The following is a 22,294-nucleotide window of genomic DNA, read 5'->3' on the forward strand; positions in this document are numbered from 1 at the left end:
ATGCTAACGGTCGGCCGGCGCGCCGGCGACGGCTACTTGATGAGCGGTTTTTTTACCGTGATGAGCGGCAGGGCGAACCACAGCGTCAGCAGCAAGGCCAGCGCCAGCACGCAGGCGGCGGCGCTGATCGCCACCGAGGTGCTGACCAGGTAGACCACGACGAACATGTCGAGCGCCAGCCCGAACGCCAGCGGGACGAGCGCGGCGCTGATCATGCGGGACGAGAGCTTGACGATGGCTTCCGACACGCGGTGCGGCGCGACGATGCGGTGCCATGCGGCGGGCGACATGATCAGTGCGATAGAGATCACCACCATGGCCAGCGCGAACAGGTGCGTGGCCTGCACGGCGGCGGGCAGCTCGTCGAAGCGCTGGTTGAACACGGCGATGGTCTGGAAGCCGAACAGCGCCTGTATGCCGGGCAGCACCATGCGCGCTTCCTCGATGATGTTGCGCAGTTGTTCTTTCAGCGAGTTGGGTTCGGGTGGCGGCATGGGCCGATTCTAGCGCCGGCCGCCGGTCGCCGGCGCACGCTTATTTTCCAGCCTCGGCGCGCAGCTTGCGCCACAGCGTGGTGCGGCTGATGCCGAGGTAGTCCGCCGCCGCGTCGCGCCGGCCGCCGAAGCGGGCCAGCACGTCGGTGACGCTGGCGGCGCCCGCGCGCTCGGCCGTCGCCACCGGTCCGGCGGGGATGGGGTGCGAGGAAGACATGGCGGCCTGTCCTGCGCCTTGGCCTGCCAGTTCCGGCGCCACGCCGAGCACGAAGGCCGGCGTCAGCGCCTGCAGCGGCTCCGCGGCCAGGAACAGCGCCAGGCGCTCGGTCAGGTTGCGCAGTTCGCGCACGTTGCCGGGCCAATCGTAGCGCTGCAGCAGCGGAGCGCAGGCCATCATCTCCGCGTGCAGGTTCGGATGCGGCCGCGCGCCCAGCGAGGCCAGCGCGTTCTTCAGCGACCACTCGGCCAGCGTCATCACATCTTGCGGCCGCGCGCGCAGCGGCGGCAGCGACAGCCGCAGCACGGCCAGCCGGTAGAACAAGTCGGCGCGGAAGCGGCCCTCGCGCACGCGCTGCTCCAGGTCGCAGTGGGTGGCGCTGATGATGCGCACGTTGACGGCGATAGGCCGCGTGCCGCCGACGCGCACCACCTCGCGCTCTTCCAGCACGCGCAGCAGGCGCGTTTGCAGCGTCAGCGGCATCTCGCCGATCTCGTCGAGGAACAGGGTGCCGCGGTTGGCCGCTTCAAACAGCCCTGCATGGCCGCCGCGGCGCGCGCCGGTGAACGCGCCTTCCTCGTGTCCGAACAGCTCCGATTCCAGCAGCGATTCCGCGATCGCGCCGCAATTGACGGCCACGAACGGCCGGTTCTGTCCCAGCGTGCGCGGGCTTTCGCGATGGATGGCTTGCGCCACCAGTTCCTTGCCGCTGCCGGTTTCGCCTTGTATCAGCACGGTCGCCGGAGATTTCGCGTACAGCACCACGGCCTGCCGCAGCGTTTCCATCGCATCGGAATCGCCGCGCAGGTCGTTGATGCCATGCTTGGCGCGCAGCGTGTCCGCCACCACCGCGCCGCGCGCGCGGCTGCGGTTCGACTCCAGCTGCGTCAGGCGCGCCATTTCCAGCGCGTCGTCGAAGGCGTGGCGGATCGAGGCGGCGGAGTAGACGAACACGCCGGTCAGTCCCGCTTCCTCGGCCAGGTCGGTAATCAGGCCGGCGCCGACGATGGCCTTGATGCCGGCGGCCTTCAGGTCGTGGATCTGCGCGCGCGCATCCTCTTCGGTGGCGTAGGTGCGCTGCGCCACGTCGAAACCGAAGGTACCGGAAAACTCGGCCAGCTCCGGCAGCTTTTCCTGATAGGTGACGATGCCGATGCGGTCCGACACGCGCCGGGCCCGCGCCAGCGCCTGCATCACGTCGAAGCCGCTGAACTTGGCGATCACCACCGGCACCGACAGCCGGCCCTTCAGATAGGCGGCGTTGGAACCGGCGGCGATGACCGCGTCGCAGCGCTCGGTGGCCATGCGTTCGCGGATATGGCGCGCCGCTTCGTCGAAGCCGAGGTTGATCGGTTCGATGGTCGCCAGGTCGTCGTATTCCAGCGTGATGTCGCGGAACAGGTCGTACAGGCGCGAGACGGAAACCGTCCAGATCACCGGTTTGTCGTTGGCGTCGAAGGGCAGGGGTGTGGAATGGCGCATGTTTCAATTGTAGCGCATTCGTTTCGATGTTTCATGTTGAAACATTTTTGAAACATTGATTTGACGTAAGTGGTTGATTTATAAGGGCTGATGCTCTGGCACGCCCTTTGCACTAGTAAGCACAACTTCACCGCAACATTGAAAGGTCACAACATGAGTTCATACTCCGCAGGCGCCGCGTTCCGCAAAGCCGTTCAAGAGGAATCCCCGTTGCAGGTGGTCGGCGCGATCAACGCCAACCATGCCTTGCTGGCCAAGCGCGCCGGCTTCAAGGCCATCTACCTGTCGGGCGGCGGCGTCGCGGCCGGCTCGCTGGGCCTGCCAGACCTGGGCATCTCCAACCTGGACGACGTGCTGACCGACGTGCGCCGCATCACCGACGTGTGCGACCTGCCGCTGCTGGTCGACGTCGATACCGGTTTCGGCGCCTCCGCCTTCAACGTGGCGCGCACCGTCAAGTCGATGATCAAGTTCGGCGCCGCCGCCATGCACATCGAAGACCAGGTCGGCGCCAAGCGCTGCGGCCACCGTCCGGGCAAGGAGATCGTCACCAAGCAGGAGATGGTCGACCGCATCAGCGCCGCCGTCGATGCGCGCACCGACGACCAGTTCGTCATCATGGCCCGCACCGACGCGCTGGCCGTCGAAGGCCTGGACGCAGCGATCGAACGCGCCGTCGCCTGCGTTGAAGCGGGCGCCGACATGATCTTCCCGGAAGCGATGATCAGCCTGGACATGTACAAGAAATTCGCCGCCGCCGTCAAGGTGCCGGTGCTGGCCAACATCACCGAATTCGGCTCGACGCCGCTGTTCACCGTGGACGAGTTGCGCAGCGCCGATGTCGGCCTGGTGCTGTATCCGCTGTCGGCCTTCCGCGCGATGAACAAGGCCGCGGAAAACGTCTACGGCGCGATCCGCCGCGACGGCACGCAGCAGAACGTCGTCGACACCATGCAGACCCGTGCCGAACTGTATGAACGCATCAACTACCACAGCTTCGAGCAGAAGCTGGATGCCCTGTTCGCTGCACAGAAAAAATAATTGAAATCGAGGAGACCCTGAAATGACCGAAGCCACCTTCAAACCAAAAAAATCCGTTGCCTTGTCGGGCGTCACCGCCGGTAACACGGCACTGTGCTCCGTCGGCAAGACCGGCAACGACCTGCACTATCGCGGCTACGACATCCTCGACGTCGCCAGCACCTGCGAGTTTGAAGAAATCGCCTACCTGCTAGTGCATGGCAAACTGCCGACCGCCGCCGAACTGAAAGGCTACAAGACCAAGCTGAAATCGCTGCGCGGCCTGCCGCAGTCGCTGAAGGCCGCGCTGGAGGCGCTGCCCGCATCGGCCCACCCGATGGACGTGATGCGCACCGGCGTGTCGGTACTCGGCTGCACGCTGCCGGAGAAGGATGACCACAACGTGCCGGGCGCGCGCGACATCGCCGACCGCCTGATGGCGTCGTTCGGCTCGATGTTGCTGTACTGGTACCACTTCAGCCACAACGGCAAGCGCATCGACGTCGAAACCGACGACGACTCCATCGGCGGCCATTTCCTGCACCTTCTGCACGGCGAGAAGCCATCCGACAGCTGGGTCCAGGCGATGCACACCTCGCTGATCCTGTACGCGGAACACGAGTTCAATGCCTCCACCTTCACCAGCCGCGTCATCGCCGGCACGGGTTCGGACATCCACTCCGCCATCACCGGCGCGATCGGCGCGCTGCGCGGCCCCAAGCACGGTGGTGCCAACGAATTCGCCTTCGAGATCCAGAAGCGCTACGAAAACGCCGACGAAGCCGAAGCGGACATCCGCAACCGCGTCGCCAACAAGGAAGTCGTGATCGGCTTCGGCCACCCGGTGTACACCATCTCCGACCCGCGCAACGTGGTGATCAAGGAAGTGGCGCGCAAGCTGTCGCAGGAAGCCGGCTCGATGAAGATGTTCGACATCGCCGAGCGCCTGGAAACCGTGATGTGGGACATCAAGAAGATGTTCCCGAACCTGGACTGGTTCTCGGCCGTGTCGTACCACATGATGGGCGTGCCGACCGCCATGTTCACGCCGCTGTTCGTCATCTCGCGCACGTCCGGCTGGGCCGCGCACATCATCGAGCAGCGCATTGACAACAAGATCATTCGTCCAAGCGCGAACTACGTCGGTCCCGAGGACCTGAAGTTCGTTCCGATCAAGGACCGTCAATAATGAATACCCAATTCCGTAAATCCCTGCCCGGCACCAAGCTGGATTACTTCGACGCGCGCGCCGCCGTCGATGCGATCCAGCCTGGCGCCTGGGCCAAGCTGCCGTACACCTCGCGCGTGCTGGCGGAAAACCTGGTGCGCCGCTGCGATCCGGCGACGCTCAACGCCTCGCTGTCGCAACTGATCGAGCGCAAGCGCGACCTGGACTTCCCATGGTTCCCCGCGCGCGTGGTGTGTCACGACATCCTCGGCCAGACCGCGCTGGTCGACCTGGCCGGCCTGCGCGACGCGATCGCGCTGCAAGGCGGCGATCCGGCGCTGGTCAATCCCGTGGTGCCGACGCAGCTGGTGGTCGACCATTCGCTGGCCGTCGAATGCGGCGGCTTCGATCCGGATGCCTTCGACAAGAACCGCGCGATCGAAGACCGCCGCAACGAAGATCGCTTCGACTTCATCAACTGGACCAAGAAGGCGTTCAAGAACGTCGACGTGATCCCGCCGGGTAACGGTATCCTGCACCAGATCAACCTGGAACGCATGTCACCCGTCATCCAGGCCGTGGACGGCGTGGCCTTCCCGGACACGCTGGTCGGCACCGACTCGCATACGCCGATGGTCGACGCGCTGGGCGTGATCGCCATCGGCGTCGGCGGGCTGGAAGCGGAGAGCGTGATGCTGGGCCGCGCATCGTGGATGCGCCTGCCGGACATCATCGGCGTCGAGCTGACGGGCAAGCCGCAACCGGGCATCACCGCCACCGACACCGTGCTGGCGCTGACCGAATTCCTGCGCAAGCAGAAGGTCGTGTCCTCGTATCTGGAATTCTTCGGCGAAGGCGCCGCCCACCTGACCCTGGGCGACCGCGCGACCATCTCCAACATGGCGCCGGAATACGGCTCCACCGCCGCGATGTTCTACATCGACGAGCAGACCATCAAGTACCTGAAGCTGACCGGCCGCGACGACGAACTGGTCAAGCTGGTCGAGCTGTACGCGAAGGAAACCGGCCTGTGGGGCGATGCCTTGGCGACCGCCGAATACGAGCGCGTGCTGAAGTTCGACCTGTCGTCAGTGGTGCGCACGATCGCCGGCCCGTCCAATCCGCACAACCGCGTGCCGACCTCCGAGCTGGCCGCGCGGGGCATCAGCGGCGTGGTCGAAAATGAACCGGGCCTGATGCCCGACGGCGCGGTCATCATCGCCGCCATCACCAGCTGCACCAACACCAACAACCCGCGCAACATGGTCGCCGCCGGCCTGCTGGCCCGCAATGCCAACGCGCGCGGCCTGACCCGCAAGCCGTGGGTGAAAAGCTCGCTGGCGCCCGGCTCCAAGACCGTGACGCTGTACCTGGAAGAGGCGGGCCTGATGCCCGAGCTGGAGCAGCTGGGCTTCGGCGTGGTGGCCTATGCCTGCACCACCTGCAACGGCATGTCCGGCGCGCTCGATCCTGTCATCCAGAAGGAAGTCATCGACCGCGACCTGTACGCCACAGCCGTGCTGTCGGGGAACCGCAATTTCGACGGCCGCATCCACCCGTACGCCAAGCAGGCCTTCCTGGCGTCGCCGCCGCTGGTGGTGGCCTACGCCATCGCCGGCACGATACGCTTCGACATCGAGAAGGACGTCCTCGGCATCGACAGCAATGGTCAGCCGGTGACACTGAAGGATATCTGGCCGACGGACGAGGAGATCGACGCGCTGGTCGCCTCCAGCGTCAAGCCTGCGCAGTACAACAAGGTCTACATCCCGATGTTCGCCAAACAGGAGGACGACGGCATCAAGGTCAAACCGCTGTACGACTGGCGTCCGCAGACCACTTACATCCGCCGTCCGCCGTATTGGGAAGGCGCGCTGGCCGGCGCACGTCCGCTGAAGGGCATGCGTCCGCTGGCTGTCCTCGGCGACAACATCACCACCGACCACCTGTCGCCGTCGAACGCCATCATGCTCGACAGCGCGGCCGGCGAGTACCTGGCGAAAATGGGCCTGCCGGAAGAGGACTTCAATTCCTACGCCACCCACCGCGGCGACCACCTGACCGCGCAACGCGCCACCTTCGCCAATCCGACGCTGAAGAACGAGATGGTGCGCGACGCGGACGGCAAGGTCAAAGCCGGTTCGCTGGCGCGCGTGGAGCCGGAAGGCAAGGTCACGCGTATGTGGGAAGCCATCGAGACCTACATGGAGCGCAAGCAGCCGCTGATCGTCATCGCCGGTGCCGACTACGGCCAGGGTTCGTCGCGCGACTGGGCGGCCAAGGGCGTGCGGCTGGCGGGCGTGGAGGCGATCGTGGCCGAGGGCTTCGAGCGTATCCACCGCACCAACCTGGTCGGTATGGGGGTGCTGCCGCTGGAGTTCCTGCCGGGCGTGAACCGCCTGACGCTGGCGCTGGACGGCACCGAGACCTATGACGTGGTCGGCGAGCGCACGCCGCGTTCGACGCTGACGCTGGTGGTCAACCGCAAGAACGGCGAGCGCGTCGAAGTGCCGGTGATCTGCCGCCTCGATACTGCGGAAGAGGTGTCGATCTATGAGGCGGGCGGCGTGCTGCAGCGCTTCGCGCAGGACTTCCTCGAATCGGCCAAAGCAGCCTAACCACGCGTCATTCCCGCGCAGGCGGGAATCCATACTGACTATGGGCTCCCGCTTTCGCGGGAGCGACGGTAACGGATGAATGACATGAAACATCTACCGCAAATCAAAATCCCCGCCACCTATATGCGTGGCGGCACCAGCAAGGGCGTGTTCTTCCGCCTGCAGGATCTCCCCGAAGCGGCACAGCAGCCGGGCGCCGCGCGCGACGCCTTGCTGCTGCGCGTGATCGGCAGTCCCGACCCGTATGGCAAGCAGATCGACGGCATGGGCGGCGCCACCTCCAGCACCAGCAAGACCGTGATCCTGGCCAAGAGCGCCAGGCCCGACCACGATGTCGATTACCTGTTCGGCCAGGTCGCCATCGACAAGGCTTTTGTCGACTGGAGCGGCAACTGCGGCAACCTGTCGGCGGCGGTCGGCGCGTTCGCCATCAGCGGCGGCCTGGTGGATGCGGCCCGCGTTCCGCGCGACGGCACGGCCGTGGTGCGCGTATGGCAGGCCAATATCGGCAAGACCATCATCGCCCACGTGCCGATGACCGACGGCGAGGTGCAGGAGACCGGCGACTTCGAACTCGACGGCGTGACCTTCCCGGCGGCCGAAGTCGTGCTCGAGTTCATGGACCCGGCGGCGGAGGAAGAGGGCGCCGGAGGCTCGATGTTCCCGACCGGCCAACTGGTCGACGAACTGGAGGTGCCCGGCGTCGGCACGCTGAAGGCGACCATGATCAACGCCGGTATCCCGACCATCTTCGTTAATGCCGAAGACATCGGCTACACCGGCACCGAGCTGCAGGACGCGATCAACAGCGATCCCAAGGCGCTGGCGCGCTTCGAGCTGATACGGGCCCACGGCGCGTTGCGCATGGGGCTGATCCGCCACATCGACGACGCGGCCACGCGCCAGCACACGCCGAAGGTGGCGTTCGTCGCCAAGCCGGCGCCGTACACGTCCTCCAGCGGCAAGGAAGTCGGCGCCACCGACGTCGACCTGCTGGTGCGCGCCATGTCGATGGGTAAGCTGCACCACGCGATGATGGGCACGGCCGCTGTGGCCATCGGCGCGGCGGCGGCGATACCGGGCACCCTGGTCAACCTGGCAGCCGGCGGCGGCGCGCGCGAGTCGGTGCGCTTCGGCCACCCGTCCGGCACCTTGCGCGTCGGCGCGCAGGCGACATGGCAGAACGGCGAGTGGAGCGTAACAAAAGCGGTCATGAGCCGCAGCGCGCGCGTGCTGATGGAAGGTTGGGTACGCATACCCGGCAATACGTTCTAAGCGGCTTACACCCACAACGGAGGAGATATGAAATACGCTGATTTCTATCAGCGCTCTATCGTCACGCCTGAACAATTCTGGCAAGACGAATCGGCGCTCATAACCTGGGACACACCCTGCACGCAGGTACTCGATTATTCGCTTCCTCCGTTCGCCAGGTGGTTCGTCGGCGGACGGACCAACCTGTGCCACAACGCGGTCGACCGCTGGTGCGCCACGCAGGGCGACAAGGCGGCGCTGATCGCCATCTCGACCGAGACCAATACCGAGCGCACCTATTCGTTCAACGAATTGCAGGCCGAAGTGGAACGCTGCGCCGCCGTGATGCTGGCGCTGGGCGTGGGCCGCGGCGACCGTGTGCTGATCTACATGCCGATGATCGCCGAGGCGGCGTTCGCGATGCTGGCCTGCGCGCGCATCGGCGCGATCCATTCGGTGGTGTTCGGCGGCTTTGCCGCCAACAGCCTGGCCAGCCGCATCGACGACGCCAGGCCGGTGCTGATCGTCTCCGCCGACGCCGGCTCGCGCAACGGCAAGGCCATTCCGTACAAGCACCTGCTGGACGAGGCGATAGCGCTGTCGTCCGCCAGGCCGGCCAAGGTGCTGCTGGTCGACCGCAGACTGGCGGCGATGGAACTGGTGGCCGGCCGCGACGAGGATTACGCCGGCCTGCGCGCCGCCCACCTGGATGCGCGCGTGCCGGTGACCTGGCTGGAATCGAACGAGCCGTCCTACATCCTGTACACCTCCGGCACCACCGGCAAGCCGAAGGGCGTGCAGCGCGACGTCGGCGGCTATGCGGTGGCGCTGGCCTCGTCGATGAAGTACAACTTCTGCGGCAAGGCCGGCGAAACCTTCTTCGCCACCTCGGATATCGGCTGGGTGGTGGGCCACTCCTATATCGTCTACGGTCCCCTGATCGCCGGCATGGCGACCATCATGTACGAGGGAGTGCCGGTCTGTCCCGACGCCGGCATCTGGTGGAGCATCGTCGAAAAGTACAAGGTCACCCGCATGTTCTCGGCGCCCACGGCAATCCGCGTGTTGCGCAAGCATCCGGTCGAATTCATGCGCAAGTACGACCTGTCGTCGCTGCGCGCGTTGTACCTGGCGGGCGAGCCGCTGGACGAGACCACCTCCGAATGGATCGCCGGCGAACTGGGCGTGCCCATCATCGACAACTACTGGCAGACCGAAACCGGCTGGCCCATCCTGTCGATCGCCAAGGGTGTCGAGGATTTGCCGACGCGCTTCGGCAGTCCCGGCGTGGCGATGTACGGCTACCAGGTCAAGCTGCTCAACGAATCCACCGGCGAGGAATGCGGCGCCAACGAAAAGGGCGTGGTGGTGATCGAAGGCCCGCTGCCACCGGGCTGCATGCAGACCGTCTACGGCGACGACCGGCGCTTTGTCAATACCTACTGGTCCACCTTCGGCGGCCGCCAGGTTTACTCGACCTTCGACTGGGGCGTGCGCGACGCCGACGGCTATTACTTCATCCTCGGCCGCACGGACGACGTGATCAACGTTGCCGGCCACCGGCTCGGCACGCGCGAAATCGAGGAGTCCATCTCCAGCCACGCGAACGTGTCGGAAGTGGCGGTGGTGGGCGTGGAGGACAAGCTCAAGGGACAGGTGGCGGTTGCCTTCGTCATCGTCAGGCACGGCGAACAGATCGCCGCCGAGGCGGGACGCGCGGCGCTGGAGCGCGAGATCCTGGGCGTGGTCGATCACCAGCTGGGCGCCGTGGCGCGGCCGGCGCGCGTGTACTTCGTGCCGCAGCTGCCCAAGACCCGCTCCGGCAAGCTGCTGCGCCGCTCGATACAGGCCGTCTGCGAAGGCCGCAATCCGGGCGACCTGACGGCGATTGAAGATCCCGCTTCGCTGCAACAGATACAGCACGTGCTGCAGGACTGTGTATCGAAATAATGACGGCGTAAGAGGCCGGTAAGTCTCGTCATGTATTGTGGATTCAAGCTCGGAAAAAACACGGGCACATACCACTACAGGAGACACACAATGCATGACGATCTGGTTCAAAAAATCAAGGGCGATCCCAGCTACCATCAGCTGGTCAAGGTACGGTCGCGTTTCGGCTGGGCGCTGACGGCGGTGATGATGCTGGTGTATTACGGCTATATCGTGCTCATCGCATTCGACAAGGAATTGCTCGCGTCGAAAACCGGCGCGGGCGTGATGACCTGGGGCATGCCGATCGGCCTGTTCGTCATCGTGTTCACGGTGCTCATCACGGGCATCTATGTACGGCGCGCCAACAAGCAGTTCGATGAACTGACGCTGGCCATTCATCAGCGGGTGCGGGCATGAACGCCGTCCGACGCAGACTGGGCTGGCTGGCGGCGCTGACGCTGCTGGGCGCCAGCGGCGCGGCGCTGGCGGCCGGCGCCGACCTGGGCCAGGCGGTGAAGCAACCTGTCAACTGGACCGCGATCACCATGTTCGGCGTGTTCGTCGTGTTCACGCTGTTCGTCACCAAATGGGCTGCCGCCAAGACCCGATCGGTGGCCGACTTCTACACCGCCGGCGGCGGCATCACCGGCTTCCAGAACGGCCTGGCCATCGCTGGCGACTATATGTCGGCCGCGTCCTTCCTCGGCATCTCCGCCGCCGTGTTCCTCAACGGTTACGATGGGCTGATCTATGCCATCGGCTTCCTGGTCGGCTGGCCGGTCATCACCTTCCTGATGGCCGAGCGCCTGCGCAACCTGGGGCGCTTCACCTTCGCCGACGTGGCGGCCTACCGCTTCAAGCAGGCGCCGATCCGCATCTTCTCCGCCTCCGGCACGCTGGTGGTGGTGGCGTTCTACCTGATCGCTCAGATGGTCGGCGCTGGCCAGCTGATCAAGCTGCTGTTCGGCCTGGAATACTGGATCGCGGTGGTGCTGGTCGGTACGCTGATGATGGTCTACGTGCTGTTCGGCGGCATGACCGCCACCACCTGGGTGCAGATCATCAAGGCCGTCATGCTGCTCGGCGGCGCCACGTTCATGGCCTTCGTGGTGCTGGCGCAGTTCAATTTCAGCCCGGAGGCGCTGTTCGCCAAGTCGGTTGAGGTGCATGCCAAGAAGGACGCCATCATGGGCCCCGGCACCTTCATCAAGGATCCGGTGTCGGCGATCTCGTTCGGCATGGCGCTGATGTTCGGCACCGCCGGACTGCCGCACATCCTGATGCGCTTCTTCACCGTGCCGAGCGCCAAGGAAGCGCGCAAGTCGGTGTTCTGGGCCACCAGCTGGATCGCCTACTTCTATGTCCTGACCTTCATTATCGGCTTCGGCGCCATCGTTTTGGTGAGCACCAACCCCGAGTTCAAGGACGCCGCTGGCAAGCTGCTGGGCGGGAATAACATGGCGGCCATCCACCTGGCCAAGGCGGTGGGCGGCAATGTCTTCCTCGGCTTCATCTCGGCCGTGGCGTTCGCCACCATCCTGGCGGTGGTGGCCGGCCTGACGCTGTCGGGCGCCTCGGCGGTGTCGCACGACCTGTACGCCACCGTCATCAAGAAGGGCAAGGCCAGCAGCGCCAATGAGCTGTATGTGTCGCGCCTGACCACCGTCGCGCTGGGCGTCGTCGCCGTGGTGCTGGGCATCGTGTTCGAGAAGCAGAACATCGCGTTCATGGTGTCGCTGGCGTTTGCCATCGCCGCCTCGGCCAATTTCCCGGTGCTGTTCATGTCGGTGCTGTGGAAGGATTGCACCACGCGCGGCGCCACCGTCGGCGGCTTCGTCGGCCTGCTCACCGCCGTGGTCCTGACCGTGGTGTCGAAGTCGGTGTGGGTCGATGTGCTCGGCCATGCCGACGCGCTGTTCCCTTACGCGTCGCCGGCCATCTTCTCGATGCCGGCCGCCTTTGTCAGCATCTGGCTGTTCTCGATGCTGGATCAAAGCGCGCGCGCCCGCATCGACCGCGCCGGCTACGAGGCGCAGCAAATGCGCTCCGAGACCGGTATCGGCGCGGCCGGAGCCAGTGCTCACTGATACAATTGACAAGAGGCGGGATCAGGATGGTGCCCGCTTCGGCGGGCATTGTCGTTTTTAGGGGCAGGTCTCGGTGCGCGCGATGGCTAATGCCTCCAATGTGGTTTATCATCTGCCAACTATGCTGCCGTGAAGTAATGGATGAGGTGGCATCTTCCATTGGATGCCCTGGTGTACATGAATCGAGTTTCGACCCATCCGGATTTCGTAGCGGACGCCATCGCGTTGATCGGCGTGCCTGCCTGCGCGTACAGCACCGAGGGCATCGTGCTCGCGGCGAATCCGGAGCTGGTGGCCTTGCTCGGCTTCGATCCCTGCGGCCGTCCGGCGGCCGACCTGTTTGCGCGCCACGTGCGCGCCGCCGGCGTGGCGCAACTGGATGCCGCCCTGGCGGCCAGCGGGGCCGGCCAGCGCTGGGACAGCTGCCTGACGTGCGCCAGCGGCTCATACCTGTCCGTGCAGGTCTGGACCAAGCCGCTGCCGGCCGGTTCGGCGGTGCAGGGCGCCACCATCGTGTTCCACGATATCAGCGACGTCGAACGCGACCAGCGCGCGTTGCGCAAGGCGCTGATGGAGCAGCAGGCCATCCTGGAAAATGCCGCAGTCGGCATCTTGTTCAGCAAGGACGGCCTTATCCAGGAATGCAATATCCGCTGCGCCGAAATGCTGGGCTACAGCCGCCATGAGCTGGAGGGCGCTTCGACGCTGGTGGCGTATCCGAACGAGGAAAGCCTGATCCAGCTGGGCCGCGAAGCGGGGCCGCCGTTGTCGCGCGGCCTGTCCTTCATGGCCGAAACGCAGCTCAAGCGCAAGGACGGCTCGCTGTTCTGGGCACGGCTGTACGGCCGCGCCATCGACCCGGCCCAGACCGGCGACGGCACGGTGTGGATCATCGAGGACATCAACGAGCACCGCATCGACGAAGAGAGACTGCGCCGCGCGCTGCTGGAGATGCAGGCCATCATGGACAGCGCGCCGCTGGCGATCGGCTTCCAGCGCGACAACCGCATCCTGCGCTACAACCACCGCTTTGCCGAGGCCTTCGGCTTCAGCGACGAGAACGGCGTCGGCCAGCTGACGTCGACGCTGTATCCATCGCAGGAAGCGTTCGACGCGGTGGTGAAGAAAGCCCGGCCCCTGCTGGCGCGCGGCAAGCCCTACCAGGCCGAGATGGAGATGCGGCGCCAGGACGGCACCACCTTCTGGGCCCATGCCTTCGGCTACGTGATCAATCCGGGCCGCACGCAGCAGGACACGATCTGGATCTTCGACGACCGCAGCGCGCAGAAGCAGCACGAGGAGGCGACCCGGCAACTGCTGCTGGAGCAGAAGGCGATCCTCGACAACGCCTCGGTCGGCATCCTGTTCAGCAAGGCGCAGGTCATGCTGAGCTGTAATCCGCGCATGGCCGAGATGTTCGGCTACGACATCGACGAGATGGTCGGGCGGCCGTCGTCGATGGTGTTCCCGTCGCCGGCGCATTACGAGGAATTCGGCCGCGAGGCGGCGCCGCTGCTGGGCACCGGCCAGCCGTTCGAGAAGCAGGCATACGAGTTCAAACGCAAGGACGGCAGCCTGTTCTGGTGCCGCGTGCGCGCCAAGGCGGTGGACGACGAGCATAGCGACGGCGGCACCATCTGGATCCTGGAAGACGTGACCCACACGCGCCAGACGCAGATGGAAGTCGAGGCGATCATGACCAACGCGTCGATGAGCATCCTGTTCACCAAGAACCGCATCATCACGCGCTACAACCGCGGCTTCGCCGAGATGTTCCGCTACGAGGGCAATTCCGGCCTCGGCCTGCCGGGGCGCGCGCTGTATCCGTCGCAGGAATCCTACGACAAGCTGGGCGGCGAAGCCTATCCCTACCTGTCGGTCGGCAAGCCGTTCCAGACCGAGATGGAGATGCGCCGCGCGGACGACACCTTGATGTGGGCGCAGCTGATCGGCTACGTCGTCAATCCGGACGACCCGACGCAGGGCACGATCTGGGTCATCGAGGACCGCACCGAGCAAAAGCGCGCCGAGGAATCGCTGCGCAACGCGCTGCTGGAAAACCAGGCCATCCTCGACAGCGCGGTGCTGGGCATCTCGGTGGTCGAGCATGGCCACAACCTGCGCTGCAACACCAAGATGGAAGAGCTGTTCGGCTACGCCCCCGGCGAGATGAACCACCTGAGCGTGCAGGCCTTCTACGCCGACAAGGAAGCCTGGGAAGTGGCCCGCGCCGAGACGGCGCGCGACTTCCACGCCGGCCGCGTCAACGTCTCCGAGTACCAGCTGGTGCGCAAGGACGGCAGCACGTTCTGGGCGCGGCTGTCGGGCCGTCCGTTCGACCTGGCGCAGGCCACCGGGCGCTCGGTGTGGCTGGTGGACGACATCACCGCGCGGCGCGAGGCGGCCGAGGCGGTCAGCCGCGCGCGCGACGAGCTGGAGGTGCGGGTGCTGGAGCGCACCGCCGAACTGGCGGGCGCCAACGCGCTGCTGCAGGGCGAGATCGTCGAGCGGCGCCAGGCCGAGGCGCGCGTGCACCACATGGCTTACCACGACAGCCTGACCGGCCTGCCGAACCGCGCCTTGCTGTCGGACCGGCTGGACCGCGCGATGCTGGCGGCGCAGCGCTCCGAGCGCAAGCTGGCGGTGATGTTCATCGACCTGGACCGCTTCAAGACCATCAACGATTCGCTGGGCCACATGACGGGCGACCAGCTGCTGAAGGAAGTGGCCAGCCGCCTGTGCCGCGCGGTGCGCGCCAGCGACACCGTGGCCCGGCTGGGCGGCGACGAGTTCGTGGTGCTGGTGCCGGGCATACGCTCGGCCGACGAGTCCAGCCACGTGGCGCAGAAGATCATCGAGGCCTTGTCCGAGAGCTTCCCGCTGGAGGGGCGCAACCTGCACATCACGCCTTCGATCGGCATCTGCGTCTATCCGGACGACGGCGCCGACGTCGAAACGCTGATGCGCCACGCCGACGCCGCCATGTATCACGCCAAGGCCAGCGGCAGGAACAATTACCAGTACTTCAAAGAGGCGATGAACCAGACCGCGGCCCAGCATTTCGAGCTGGAGACCAGTCTGCGCGGCGCGCTGGCGATGGACGAATTCGAGCTGCATTTCCAGCCCATCATGGACATCGGCACGCGCCGCCTGCATACGATGGAAGTGCTGCTGCGCTGGCGCCGCGGCGACGGCCAGCTGGTGTTGCCGGACCACTTCATCCCCATCATCGAGGAGAACGGCCTGATCGTACCGATCGGCGAATGGGTGATACGCCAGGCCTGCCGGCAGAGCATGGAGTGGCTGCGTGCCGGCCTGGCGCCGGTGCCGCTGGCGGTGAACCTGTCGCCGCGCCAGTTCATGCACCGGGGGCTGATCGGATCGATACGCGCCATCCTCGACGAAACCGGCATCGATCCGTCGCTGATCGAATTCGAGATCACCGAGACGGCGCTGATGCAGCACGGCGAGCAGACGCTGGACATCCTGGGCCAGATCAACGCCATGGGCATCCGCCTGTCGATCGACGATTTCGGCACCGGCTATTCGAGCCTGGCCTACCTGAAGCGCTTCCCGGTCAAGAAGATCAAGATCGACCGCGCCTTCATCAAGGAACTGGAAGAGAGCGCGGAGGACCGCGCGATCGTGTCGGCCATCATCGCGCTGTCGCACAGCCTGCAGCTGTCGGTGGTGGCGGAGGGGGTGGAGACGGAGGGGCAGTACGCGCTGCTGCAGCGCGACGGTTGCCAGTATGCGCAGGGCTACCTGTTCTCGCAGCCGGTGCCGCACGCGACGGCCCAGCTGCTGCTGCCCCGGCTGTAGCGCGGCTTAGTCGAAGGTGGCGATCACCGGCGCGTGGTCGGACGGCTGTTCCCATTTGCGCGGCACGCGGTCGATCACGCAGGCGCTGCAGCGCGACACCAGCGCCGGCGACACCAGGATGTGATCGATGCGCAGGCCCTTGTTCAGGCGGAAGCCCAGCGCGCGGTAGTCCCACCAGCTGAACGACTTCTCGGGCTGTTCGAACAGGCGGTAGGAATCGGTCAGGCCGATGTCGAGCAGGCGGGTGAGGGCGGCGCGTTCCTTGTCGGACACCAGCACCTGCCCGGCCCACGCGGCCGGATCGTGGACGTCGCGGTCTTCCGGCGCGATGTTGTAGTCGCCCAGCACCGCCAGTTGCGGATGGGCAGCGGCTTCCTCGCGGATCCAGTCGTGGAAGGCGGACAGCCAGGCCAGCTTGTACTCGTATTTGTCGGAATCGACGCTCTGGCCGTTCGGCACGTAGGCGCAGACCACGCGCACGCCGGCGATGGTGGCGGCCAGGATGCGCTGCTGCGGGTCTTCGTACTTCGGATTGTTCTTGACCACGTCGCCGATCGGCAGCTTGGACAGGATGGCGACGCCGTTGTAGGTCTTCTGCCCGCTGTAGACCACGTGGTAGCCCGCGGCCTCGATGGCGGCGGCCGGGAACTTGTCGTCGGTTAATTTTGTTTCTTGGATGCAGAGCACGTCGACCGGGCTGTCCTCCAGCCATTTCAAGACGTGCGTCAGCCGAACGTTGAGTGAGTTAACATTCCATGTGGCTAGTTTCATTTGATTCAGTGTCCTTGCGGTTTGGGCATGGCCCAATCTTACAGTATCTTGATTTAACACATAGGATTGCTTTTTTGGCGAGTTTTATAAAAAAACATGGAAAACCTCTTCGCGTGCGCGCCTCGAGGCTCTAGAATGTTGCAAAATATGTGAAATCAAAAAAAAATTGCCAATAGTGTCTCGTCGTTATCAAAAGATAACTGTAACTAAAGACAACACGACAAAAGAGAAATATACTGTTGTAAATGAGCGGAAAACTTGTGTTTCCGCTCGGCAATTGCAAATAGCAACGGTACGTGTACATTTATGTGTTGTGAGGCGACAATAAATGGTACTATACGGAAATAACTTGTAGTTTTAACAGTGAATTGCGCGTGGCGCGTTTACAAAGGAATGAAAATGCGAACTGCATTTGAGACATGGGCACAGAAGGACGGACACATCGTCCGCCGCCGTGAAGACAAGCCGGATGAATATCTGGTCTTCGAAACCCAACGCCGCTGGGTAATCTGGCAGGCGGCGCTGGAACATGGCAAGACGCCGGGCGGCCGCAAGACCGCCGCGCAGAAGGAGGCGGCAGCCATCGAGAAAGCCAAGGCCGCCGTGCAGCGTCCACCGGTGATCAACGCGGACGAGGCTGAGGTGCGCAACCAGGTGCTGAACGAGGTGCTCGATGCCTTCTCGACGCTGGGCGGCGAGCGCGGCATGGACGATATCCTGAAAGTGGTGCAGGGTCTGAAGAAGAAGCAGCAGGAACAGGCGGAAGAGCGCGCTGTTGCCGAGGCGCCGGTTCGGCACAATGCCTGATACCGCGGCCTGATACCGCGCATGCGCTTCAAGCATTACAAGGGTGGCCTCTACGAGCTGGTGTGCGAGGCCACCCTGGAATCCGATCTCAGCACCATGATCATCTATCGCGCCGCGAACGGTTCCGTCTGGGCCCGGCCGAAAGATGTGTTTTTCGAAGTCATCGAGGTTGATGGCGTAAAAGTGCAACGCTTTACGCCTCTTGATTGAGCAAATAGAACCGCTTGCGGGCTGCTACACTGGTCTGACCCACTCATCCTGAGGCAGACCATGTATCTTCGCCCCGCTGCAGCGTCGACCGCGTTGTTGACCGCGCTGGCCATGTTGGCCGGCTGCGCTTCGCTGACTGAATCCACCCAACAGAACGTGCTGGTGCAAACCGTGCTCGATCATCGCGAGATCGGCGGGGTCGGCTGCGTGCTGTACAACGACGTCGGCAAATGGTTTGTCACGACGCCGGCGCGCGTCACGCTGCGCAAGAGCGCCGGCGCGCTGCGCATCGACTGCGCCAAGGAAGGCACGGCCTGGGCCTACGAGAAGGTCGATCCCAAGGTGAACGGCAATCTGTGGGGGAATGTGGTGCTGACGGCGGGCGTCGGCTATTTTATCGACAAGAACACGGGGGCCGGCTACGACTATCCGTCCACCCTGACGGTGGTGATGCAGCCGGCGGCGGAGCGCGATGCGCTGCCGCCGCCGGCTGCCGGGGTCACACTTTATTAACTACGGCCGATCAGGAAGTTCGACAGCAGCGGTACCGGACGGCCGGTGGCGCCTTTCGCGCCGCCCGATTTCCATGCGGTGCCGGCGATGTCCAGGTGGGCCCAAGTGTACTTGCGGGTGAAGTTCTCCAGGAACGCCGCCGCCGTGCACGACGCGCCGCCCGGCGTGCCGATGTTGGCCAGGTCGGCGAAGTTGGACTTCAGCTGCTCGTTGTACTCCTCGCCGATCGGCAGGCGCCATGCGGTGTCGCTGGATGCCTTGCCGGCGGCGACGATTTCGTCGGCCAGCTTGTTGTGGACCTCGTCGTCGCGCGTGAACAGGCCGCTCTTGTGGTGGCCCAGGGCGACGATGCAGGCGCCGGTCAGCGTGGCGATGTCGATCACGGCGGCCGGGTTGAAGCGCTCGGCGTAGGTCAGCGCGTCGCACAGCACCAGGCGGCCTTCGGCGTCGGTGTTGAGGATCTCGATGGTCAGGCCGTTCATCGACGTGACGATGTCGCCCGGCTTGGTGGCGCGGCCGGAAGGCATGTTCTCGCACGAGGCGATCACGCCGATCACGTTCAATTTCAGGTTCATCTCGCCGATGGCGCGGAAGGTGCCCAGTACCGAGGCCGCCCCACCCATATCGTACTTCATCTCGTCCATGCCGGGACCGGCCTTCAGCGAGATGCCGCCGGTGTCGAAGGTGATGCCCTTGCCGACCAAGACCACCGGCGCGTCCTTCGGCTTGCCGCCCATGTGCTTGATGATGATGAACTTCGGTGGCTGCTCGCTGCCGTTGGTCACGGACAGGAAGCTGTTCATCTTCAGTGCTTCCAGCTGCTTGCGGTCCAGTACTTCAACGTCGAACTTGTAGTCCTTGCCCAGTTTTTTTGCGGTGTTGGCCAGGTAGGTCGGGGTGCAGACGTTGGCCGACAGGTTGCCCAGCTCCTTGGTCAGGTCGACGCCGTTGGCGATCGCCACGGCCTGCGCCAGCGCCAGCTTGGTGCCGGCGTTGCTGGCCACGGCCAGCGCGATTTTCTTCACGCCGCTCGCCGCCGGATCCTTCTTCGATTTCTGGCCGTCGGTGCGGAACACGCCTTCATGAGCGCTTTGCACCACGCAGCGGATCGCCCAGTTGACATCGCGCTCTTTCACTTCGGTCATCGGCAGTGCGATAATAGCGTCGCTCGTGCCCAGGGCCGAGAAAGCCTTGAGCGCCGCGGACACGCCGCTGGCAAAGCTTTTTTCGCTGACGGCGTCGTCGCTGCCCATGCCGACCAGCAGCACGCGTTCGGCCGATGCGCCCTTCACGCCGCGCAGCAGCAGGGTGGTGCCGGCTTTGCCGGAAATGTCGCCGGACTTGAGCGCAGCCGTGATTTCACCGGAGCCGTCCAGCGCCTTGGCGGCCTGCGACAGCTTCTTGTTCTCGAAGACGGCGACGGCGACTACGCCGGCCTTGGCCGAGGCGATGGTGTTTTTTGTGTCGAATGCTTTTATGCTAAAGTCCATTTGATTCTCCGTGTCGTGTACGAATTGCCAGCCTGTTTATCAGGCTGTTATTTAATCTTGTGGCCCCGTGATGGGCCCTTAACTACCGAATTATAACTTTCGAATGATCTTTCAACGCGCCCTACGACGTGAAATGACCAGTGCCGCCGGCGCTACTTTCACGGTGCTGTTCAGTATTAGCGTTACCTGGACCTTGATCGGTGTCCTCGGCAAGGCCGCCGGCGGCAAGGTCGCCTCCAGTGACGTGGTCGCGCTGATTGCCTTTGCAGCCTTGAATTATCTGCCAACTATCATCATCCTCACCAGCTTTATTTCGGTGCTGATGGTCGTCACGCGCAGCTATCGCGATTCCGAGATGGTGGTGTGGTTCGCTTCCGGCTTGAGCCTGACCCGATGGATAGCACCGGTGCTGACCTTCGGCCTGCCGCTGGTGCTGGTGACGGCGGCCCTGAGCTTTGTCGCCACCCCGTGGGCGCAGCAGAAAAGCTCCGAGTACGTGGAGCGTTTCGAAAAGCGCGAGGACCTGCAAAAGGTTTCGCCGGGCCAGTTCAAGGAATCGGCGTCGGCCAACCGCATCTTCTTCGTCGAAGGTGTGGCCGGCAAGACGGCCGTGGTGCAGAACGTATTTGTCAACACGGTCGATGAACACGGCACCGCCGTCATCGTCGCGCGCGAAGGCGTCATCAATGCCGGGCCGAAAGGCGAGCGCTATCTGGTGCTGAAGAACGGCCGCCGCTACCAGGGCACGCCGGGGCAGTCGGATTTCCAGACCATGGAGTTTGAAAGCTACAGCATGCGCGTGACCAACCAGAACCAGGAACTGGACGCCGAACGCAATATCAACGCGGTGCCGACGATGCAGCTGTTGAACGACAAGAGCAGCTTCGCGCAGGCCGAGATCCTGTGGCGCATCGCCCAGCCGATGACCTGCCTGGTGCTGATACTGCTGGCGATTCCGCTGGGCTTCGTCAATCCGCGCGCCGGCAGTTCCGCCAACCTGATTATCGCGCTGCTGGTCTTCTTCAGCTACAGCAATGTGGTCAAGCTGGTCGAGGCCAGCGTCAAGCAGGGCAAGTCCACGTTCGGCATGGCGTGGTGGCCGCTGCACCTGCTGGTCGCGCTGCTGGTGCTGGGCTTGTTCGCCTGGCGCCTGAACCTGAACCACCGCTACCATCCGCTGGCGCTGCTGTCGGCGCTGAAGCGCTCACGCGCCGCAGACAAGAAAGCCGTATCGCCATGAAAATCCTGCAACGCTATTTCGCCGTCTCGATCCTGCAGGCGGTTGCCTTTGTGCTGGTTGCCTTCCTGGCGCTGCAAGCCTTCATGGACCTGACCGGCGAACTGCCTTCGGTGGGCAAGAACGGCTACGCGATCCAGTATGCTTTCCTTTACGTGCTGGTGCAGCTGCCCGGCCACGTGTATGAGGTGATGCCGCTGGCGGCGCTGATCGGCACCATCTACACGATGGCGCAGTTTGCGGCCACTTCCGAATTCACCATCATGCGGGCGTCGAGCATGTCGACCGGGATGGTGGCGTGGATGCTGGCCAAGATCGGCGTGGTGCTGGTGATTATCACCTTCATCTTCGGCGAACTGGTGGCGCCGCGCACCGCGCCGCTGGCGGAGAAAATCAAGCTGAGCGCACGCGGCGCGGCGATTTCGTCGGAGTTCCGCTCCGGCCTGTGGACCAAGGATATCGTCAAGTCGGACGGCATGAGCGGCACCGTCACCGGCTCGCGCTTCTTCAACGTGCGCCAGGTGAAGCCGGACGGCACGCTGATCGACGTCAAGCTGTATGAGTTCGACACCAACTTCCGCCTGCGCTCGATCACGCTGGCCAAGACCGGCACCTTCAAGGGCAACAACAACTGGCAGCTGCAGGACGTGACGGAAAACCTGTTCACCAACCCGGCGCTGCTGAAACCGGGCAGCGAGGCCAACCTGGCCAACAACTTCGCCCAGGACACCAGCCTGATCGAAACCCGCCACAGCGCCAGCAAGGACCTGCTGTCCGAAGTCACGCCGAAGATCCTGTCGGTGGCCGGCTCCGATCCGGACCGCATGTCGGCCAATGAGCTGGCGGTCTACACCCGCCACCTGCAGGAGAACAAGCAGGAAACCGAGCGCTTCAAGATCGCGTTCTGGAAGAAGCTGTTCGATCCGCTGGCGATCTTCGTGCTGATGGCGCTGGCGCTGCCGTTCGGCTACCTGCACACGCGCAGCGGCGGCGTGAGTCTGAAGATCTTTGTTGGTATCATGATCGGTGTCAGTTTCCTGCTGGTGAACACGCTGTTCTCTCACCTGGGCTTGCTGAGCACCTGGCCTGCGGTCATGACGGCGATCGCACCGAGTTTATTGTTCCTGCTGCTGGCGCTATGGGCCTTGTGGTGGGTGGAGCGGCACTAGATG

At 64.3% G+C, this 22,294-nt stretch carries 17 protein-coding genes; 13 read left to right on the forward strand and 4 right to left on the reverse strand.

Features of this window, described 5'->3' with window-relative positions; genetic code table 11:
- Positions 1-32: 32 nt before the first annotated feature.
- Both ABWW33_RS25610 and prpR read right to left on the reverse strand, forming a co-directional pair.
- Positions 33-494: a DUF6328 family protein gene (locus ABWW33_RS25610; protein WP_353404287.1), complete on the reverse strand. Its 462-nt coding sequence runs from the start codon at positions 492-494 to the stop codon at positions 33-35.
- A 40-nt stretch (positions 495-534) separates the two neighbouring features.
- Positions 535-2,193: a propionate catabolism operon regulatory protein PrpR gene (prpR, locus tag ABWW33_RS25615; protein ID WP_353404288.1), complete on the reverse strand. Its 1,659-nt coding sequence runs from the start codon at positions 2,191-2,193 to the stop codon at positions 535-537.
- Between the two features lie 153 nt (positions 2,194-2,346).
- Here prpR and prpB point away from each other — a divergent pair, with 153 nt between their 5' ends.
- The 8 genes from prpB (at position 2,347) to ABWW33_RS25655 (ending at position 16,094) form a co-directional block, all read left to right on the forward strand.
- A complete protein-coding gene (prpB, locus tag ABWW33_RS25620) occupies positions 2,347-3,234 on the forward strand; it encodes a methylisocitrate lyase (RefSeq protein WP_353404289.1) in 888 nt (295 codons plus the stop codon).
- 22 nt (positions 3,235-3,256) lie between these two features.
- Positions 3,257-4,402 (forward strand): bifunctional 2-methylcitrate synthase/citrate synthase, encoded by a 1,146-nt coding sequence (gene prpC, locus ABWW33_RS25625; RefSeq protein ID WP_353404290.1) that lies wholly within the window; start codon positions 3,257-3,259, stop codon positions 4,400-4,402.
- Complete coding sequence (acnD, locus tag ABWW33_RS25630; RefSeq protein ID WP_353404291.1) at positions 4,402-6,999, forward strand: Fe/S-dependent 2-methylisocitrate dehydratase AcnD; 2,598 nt, start codon at positions 4,402-4,404, stop codon at positions 6,997-6,999. Before prpC ends, acnD begins: the two co-directional genes overlap by 1 nt.
- An 84-nt stretch (positions 7,000-7,083) precedes the next feature.
- Entirely contained in the window at positions 7,084-8,274 is a 1,191-nt protein-coding gene (gene prpF, locus ABWW33_RS25635) for a 2-methylaconitate cis-trans isomerase PrpF (RefSeq protein WP_353404292.1), read from the forward strand.
- Between the two features lie 27 nt (positions 8,275-8,301).
- Positions 8,302-10,203 carry a propionate--CoA ligase gene (locus ABWW33_RS25640; RefSeq protein WP_353404294.1) on the forward strand — a complete coding sequence of 634 codons (1,902 nt, stop codon included), beginning with the start codon at positions 8,302-8,304 and terminating at the stop codon, positions 10,201-10,203.
- Between the two features lie 90 nt (positions 10,204-10,293).
- Positions 10,294-10,602, forward strand: coding sequence for a DUF485 domain-containing protein (locus tag ABWW33_RS25645; protein ID WP_176655193.1), 309 nt, complete (start codon positions 10,294-10,296; stop codon positions 10,600-10,602).
- Positions 10,599-12,272 carry a cation acetate symporter gene (locus ABWW33_RS25650; protein WP_353404295.1) on the forward strand — a complete coding sequence of 558 codons (1,674 nt, stop codon included), beginning with the start codon at positions 10,599-10,601 and terminating at the stop codon, positions 12,270-12,272. The genes ABWW33_RS25645 and ABWW33_RS25650 overlap by 4 nt, the downstream gene beginning before the upstream one ends.
- Positions 12,273-12,449: 177 nt before the next feature.
- Positions 12,450-16,094, forward strand: coding sequence for a sensor domain-containing protein (locus tag ABWW33_RS25655; RefSeq protein ID WP_353404296.1), 3,645 nt, complete (start codon positions 12,450-12,452; stop codon positions 16,092-16,094).
- Between the two features lie 6 nt (positions 16,095-16,100).
- Here ABWW33_RS25655 and xth read toward each other — a convergent pair whose 3' ends face one another.
- Positions 16,101-16,865 carry an exodeoxyribonuclease III gene (gene xth / locus ABWW33_RS25660; RefSeq protein WP_353404297.1) on the reverse strand — a complete coding sequence of 255 codons (765 nt, stop codon included), beginning with the start codon at positions 16,863-16,865 and terminating at the stop codon, positions 16,101-16,103.
- A gap of 399 nt (positions 16,866-17,264) precedes the next feature.
- Between xth and ABWW33_RS25665 the strand changes: the two genes are divergently transcribed.
- The 3 genes from ABWW33_RS25665 to ABWW33_RS25675 are packed head-to-tail and all read left to right on the forward strand — an operon-like array spanning position 17,265 to position 18,395.
- Positions 17,265-17,672: a phiTE_015 family protein gene (locus ABWW33_RS25665; RefSeq protein ID WP_353404298.1), complete on the forward strand. Its 408-nt coding sequence runs from the start codon at positions 17,265-17,267 to the stop codon at positions 17,670-17,672.
- A gap of 21 nt (positions 17,673-17,693) precedes the next feature.
- Complete coding sequence (locus ABWW33_RS25670) at positions 17,694-17,882, forward strand: DUF1653 domain-containing protein (RefSeq protein WP_353404299.1); 189 nt, start codon at positions 17,694-17,696, stop codon at positions 17,880-17,882.
- Positions 17,883-17,942: 60 nt separating this feature from the next.
- The gene (locus tag ABWW33_RS25675; protein ID WP_353404300.1) at positions 17,943-18,395 is read left to right on the forward strand and encodes a hypothetical protein; all 453 of its coding nucleotides are present in this window, start codon (positions 17,943-17,945) and stop codon (positions 18,393-18,395) included.
- Here ABWW33_RS25675 and ABWW33_RS25680 read toward each other — a convergent pair.
- Complete coding sequence (locus ABWW33_RS25680) at positions 18,392-19,885, reverse strand: leucyl aminopeptidase (RefSeq protein ID WP_353404301.1); 1,494 nt, start codon at positions 19,883-19,885, stop codon at positions 18,392-18,394. The genes ABWW33_RS25675 and ABWW33_RS25680 overlap by 4 nt on opposite strands.
- 133 nt (positions 19,886-20,018) lie before the next feature.
- Between ABWW33_RS25680 and lptF the strand changes: the two genes are divergently transcribed.
- Positions 20,019-21,125 (forward strand): LPS export ABC transporter permease LptF, encoded by a 1,107-nt coding sequence (gene lptF, locus ABWW33_RS25685; RefSeq protein ID WP_436142286.1) that lies wholly within the window; start codon positions 20,019-20,021, stop codon positions 21,123-21,125.
- Complete coding sequence (lptG, locus tag ABWW33_RS25690; RefSeq protein ID WP_353404302.1) at positions 21,122-22,291, forward strand: LPS export ABC transporter permease LptG; 1,170 nt, start codon at positions 21,122-21,124, stop codon at positions 22,289-22,291. The genes lptF and lptG overlap by 4 nt, the downstream gene beginning before the upstream one ends.
- The last annotated feature ends 3 nt before the right edge of the window (positions 22,292-22,294 follow it).

The sequence above is a fragment of the Duganella hordei genome (assembly GCF_040369125.1).
GTDB classification, from domain to species: domain Bacteria; phylum Pseudomonadota; class Gammaproteobacteria; order Burkholderiales; family Burkholderiaceae_D; genus Rugamonas; species Rugamonas hordei.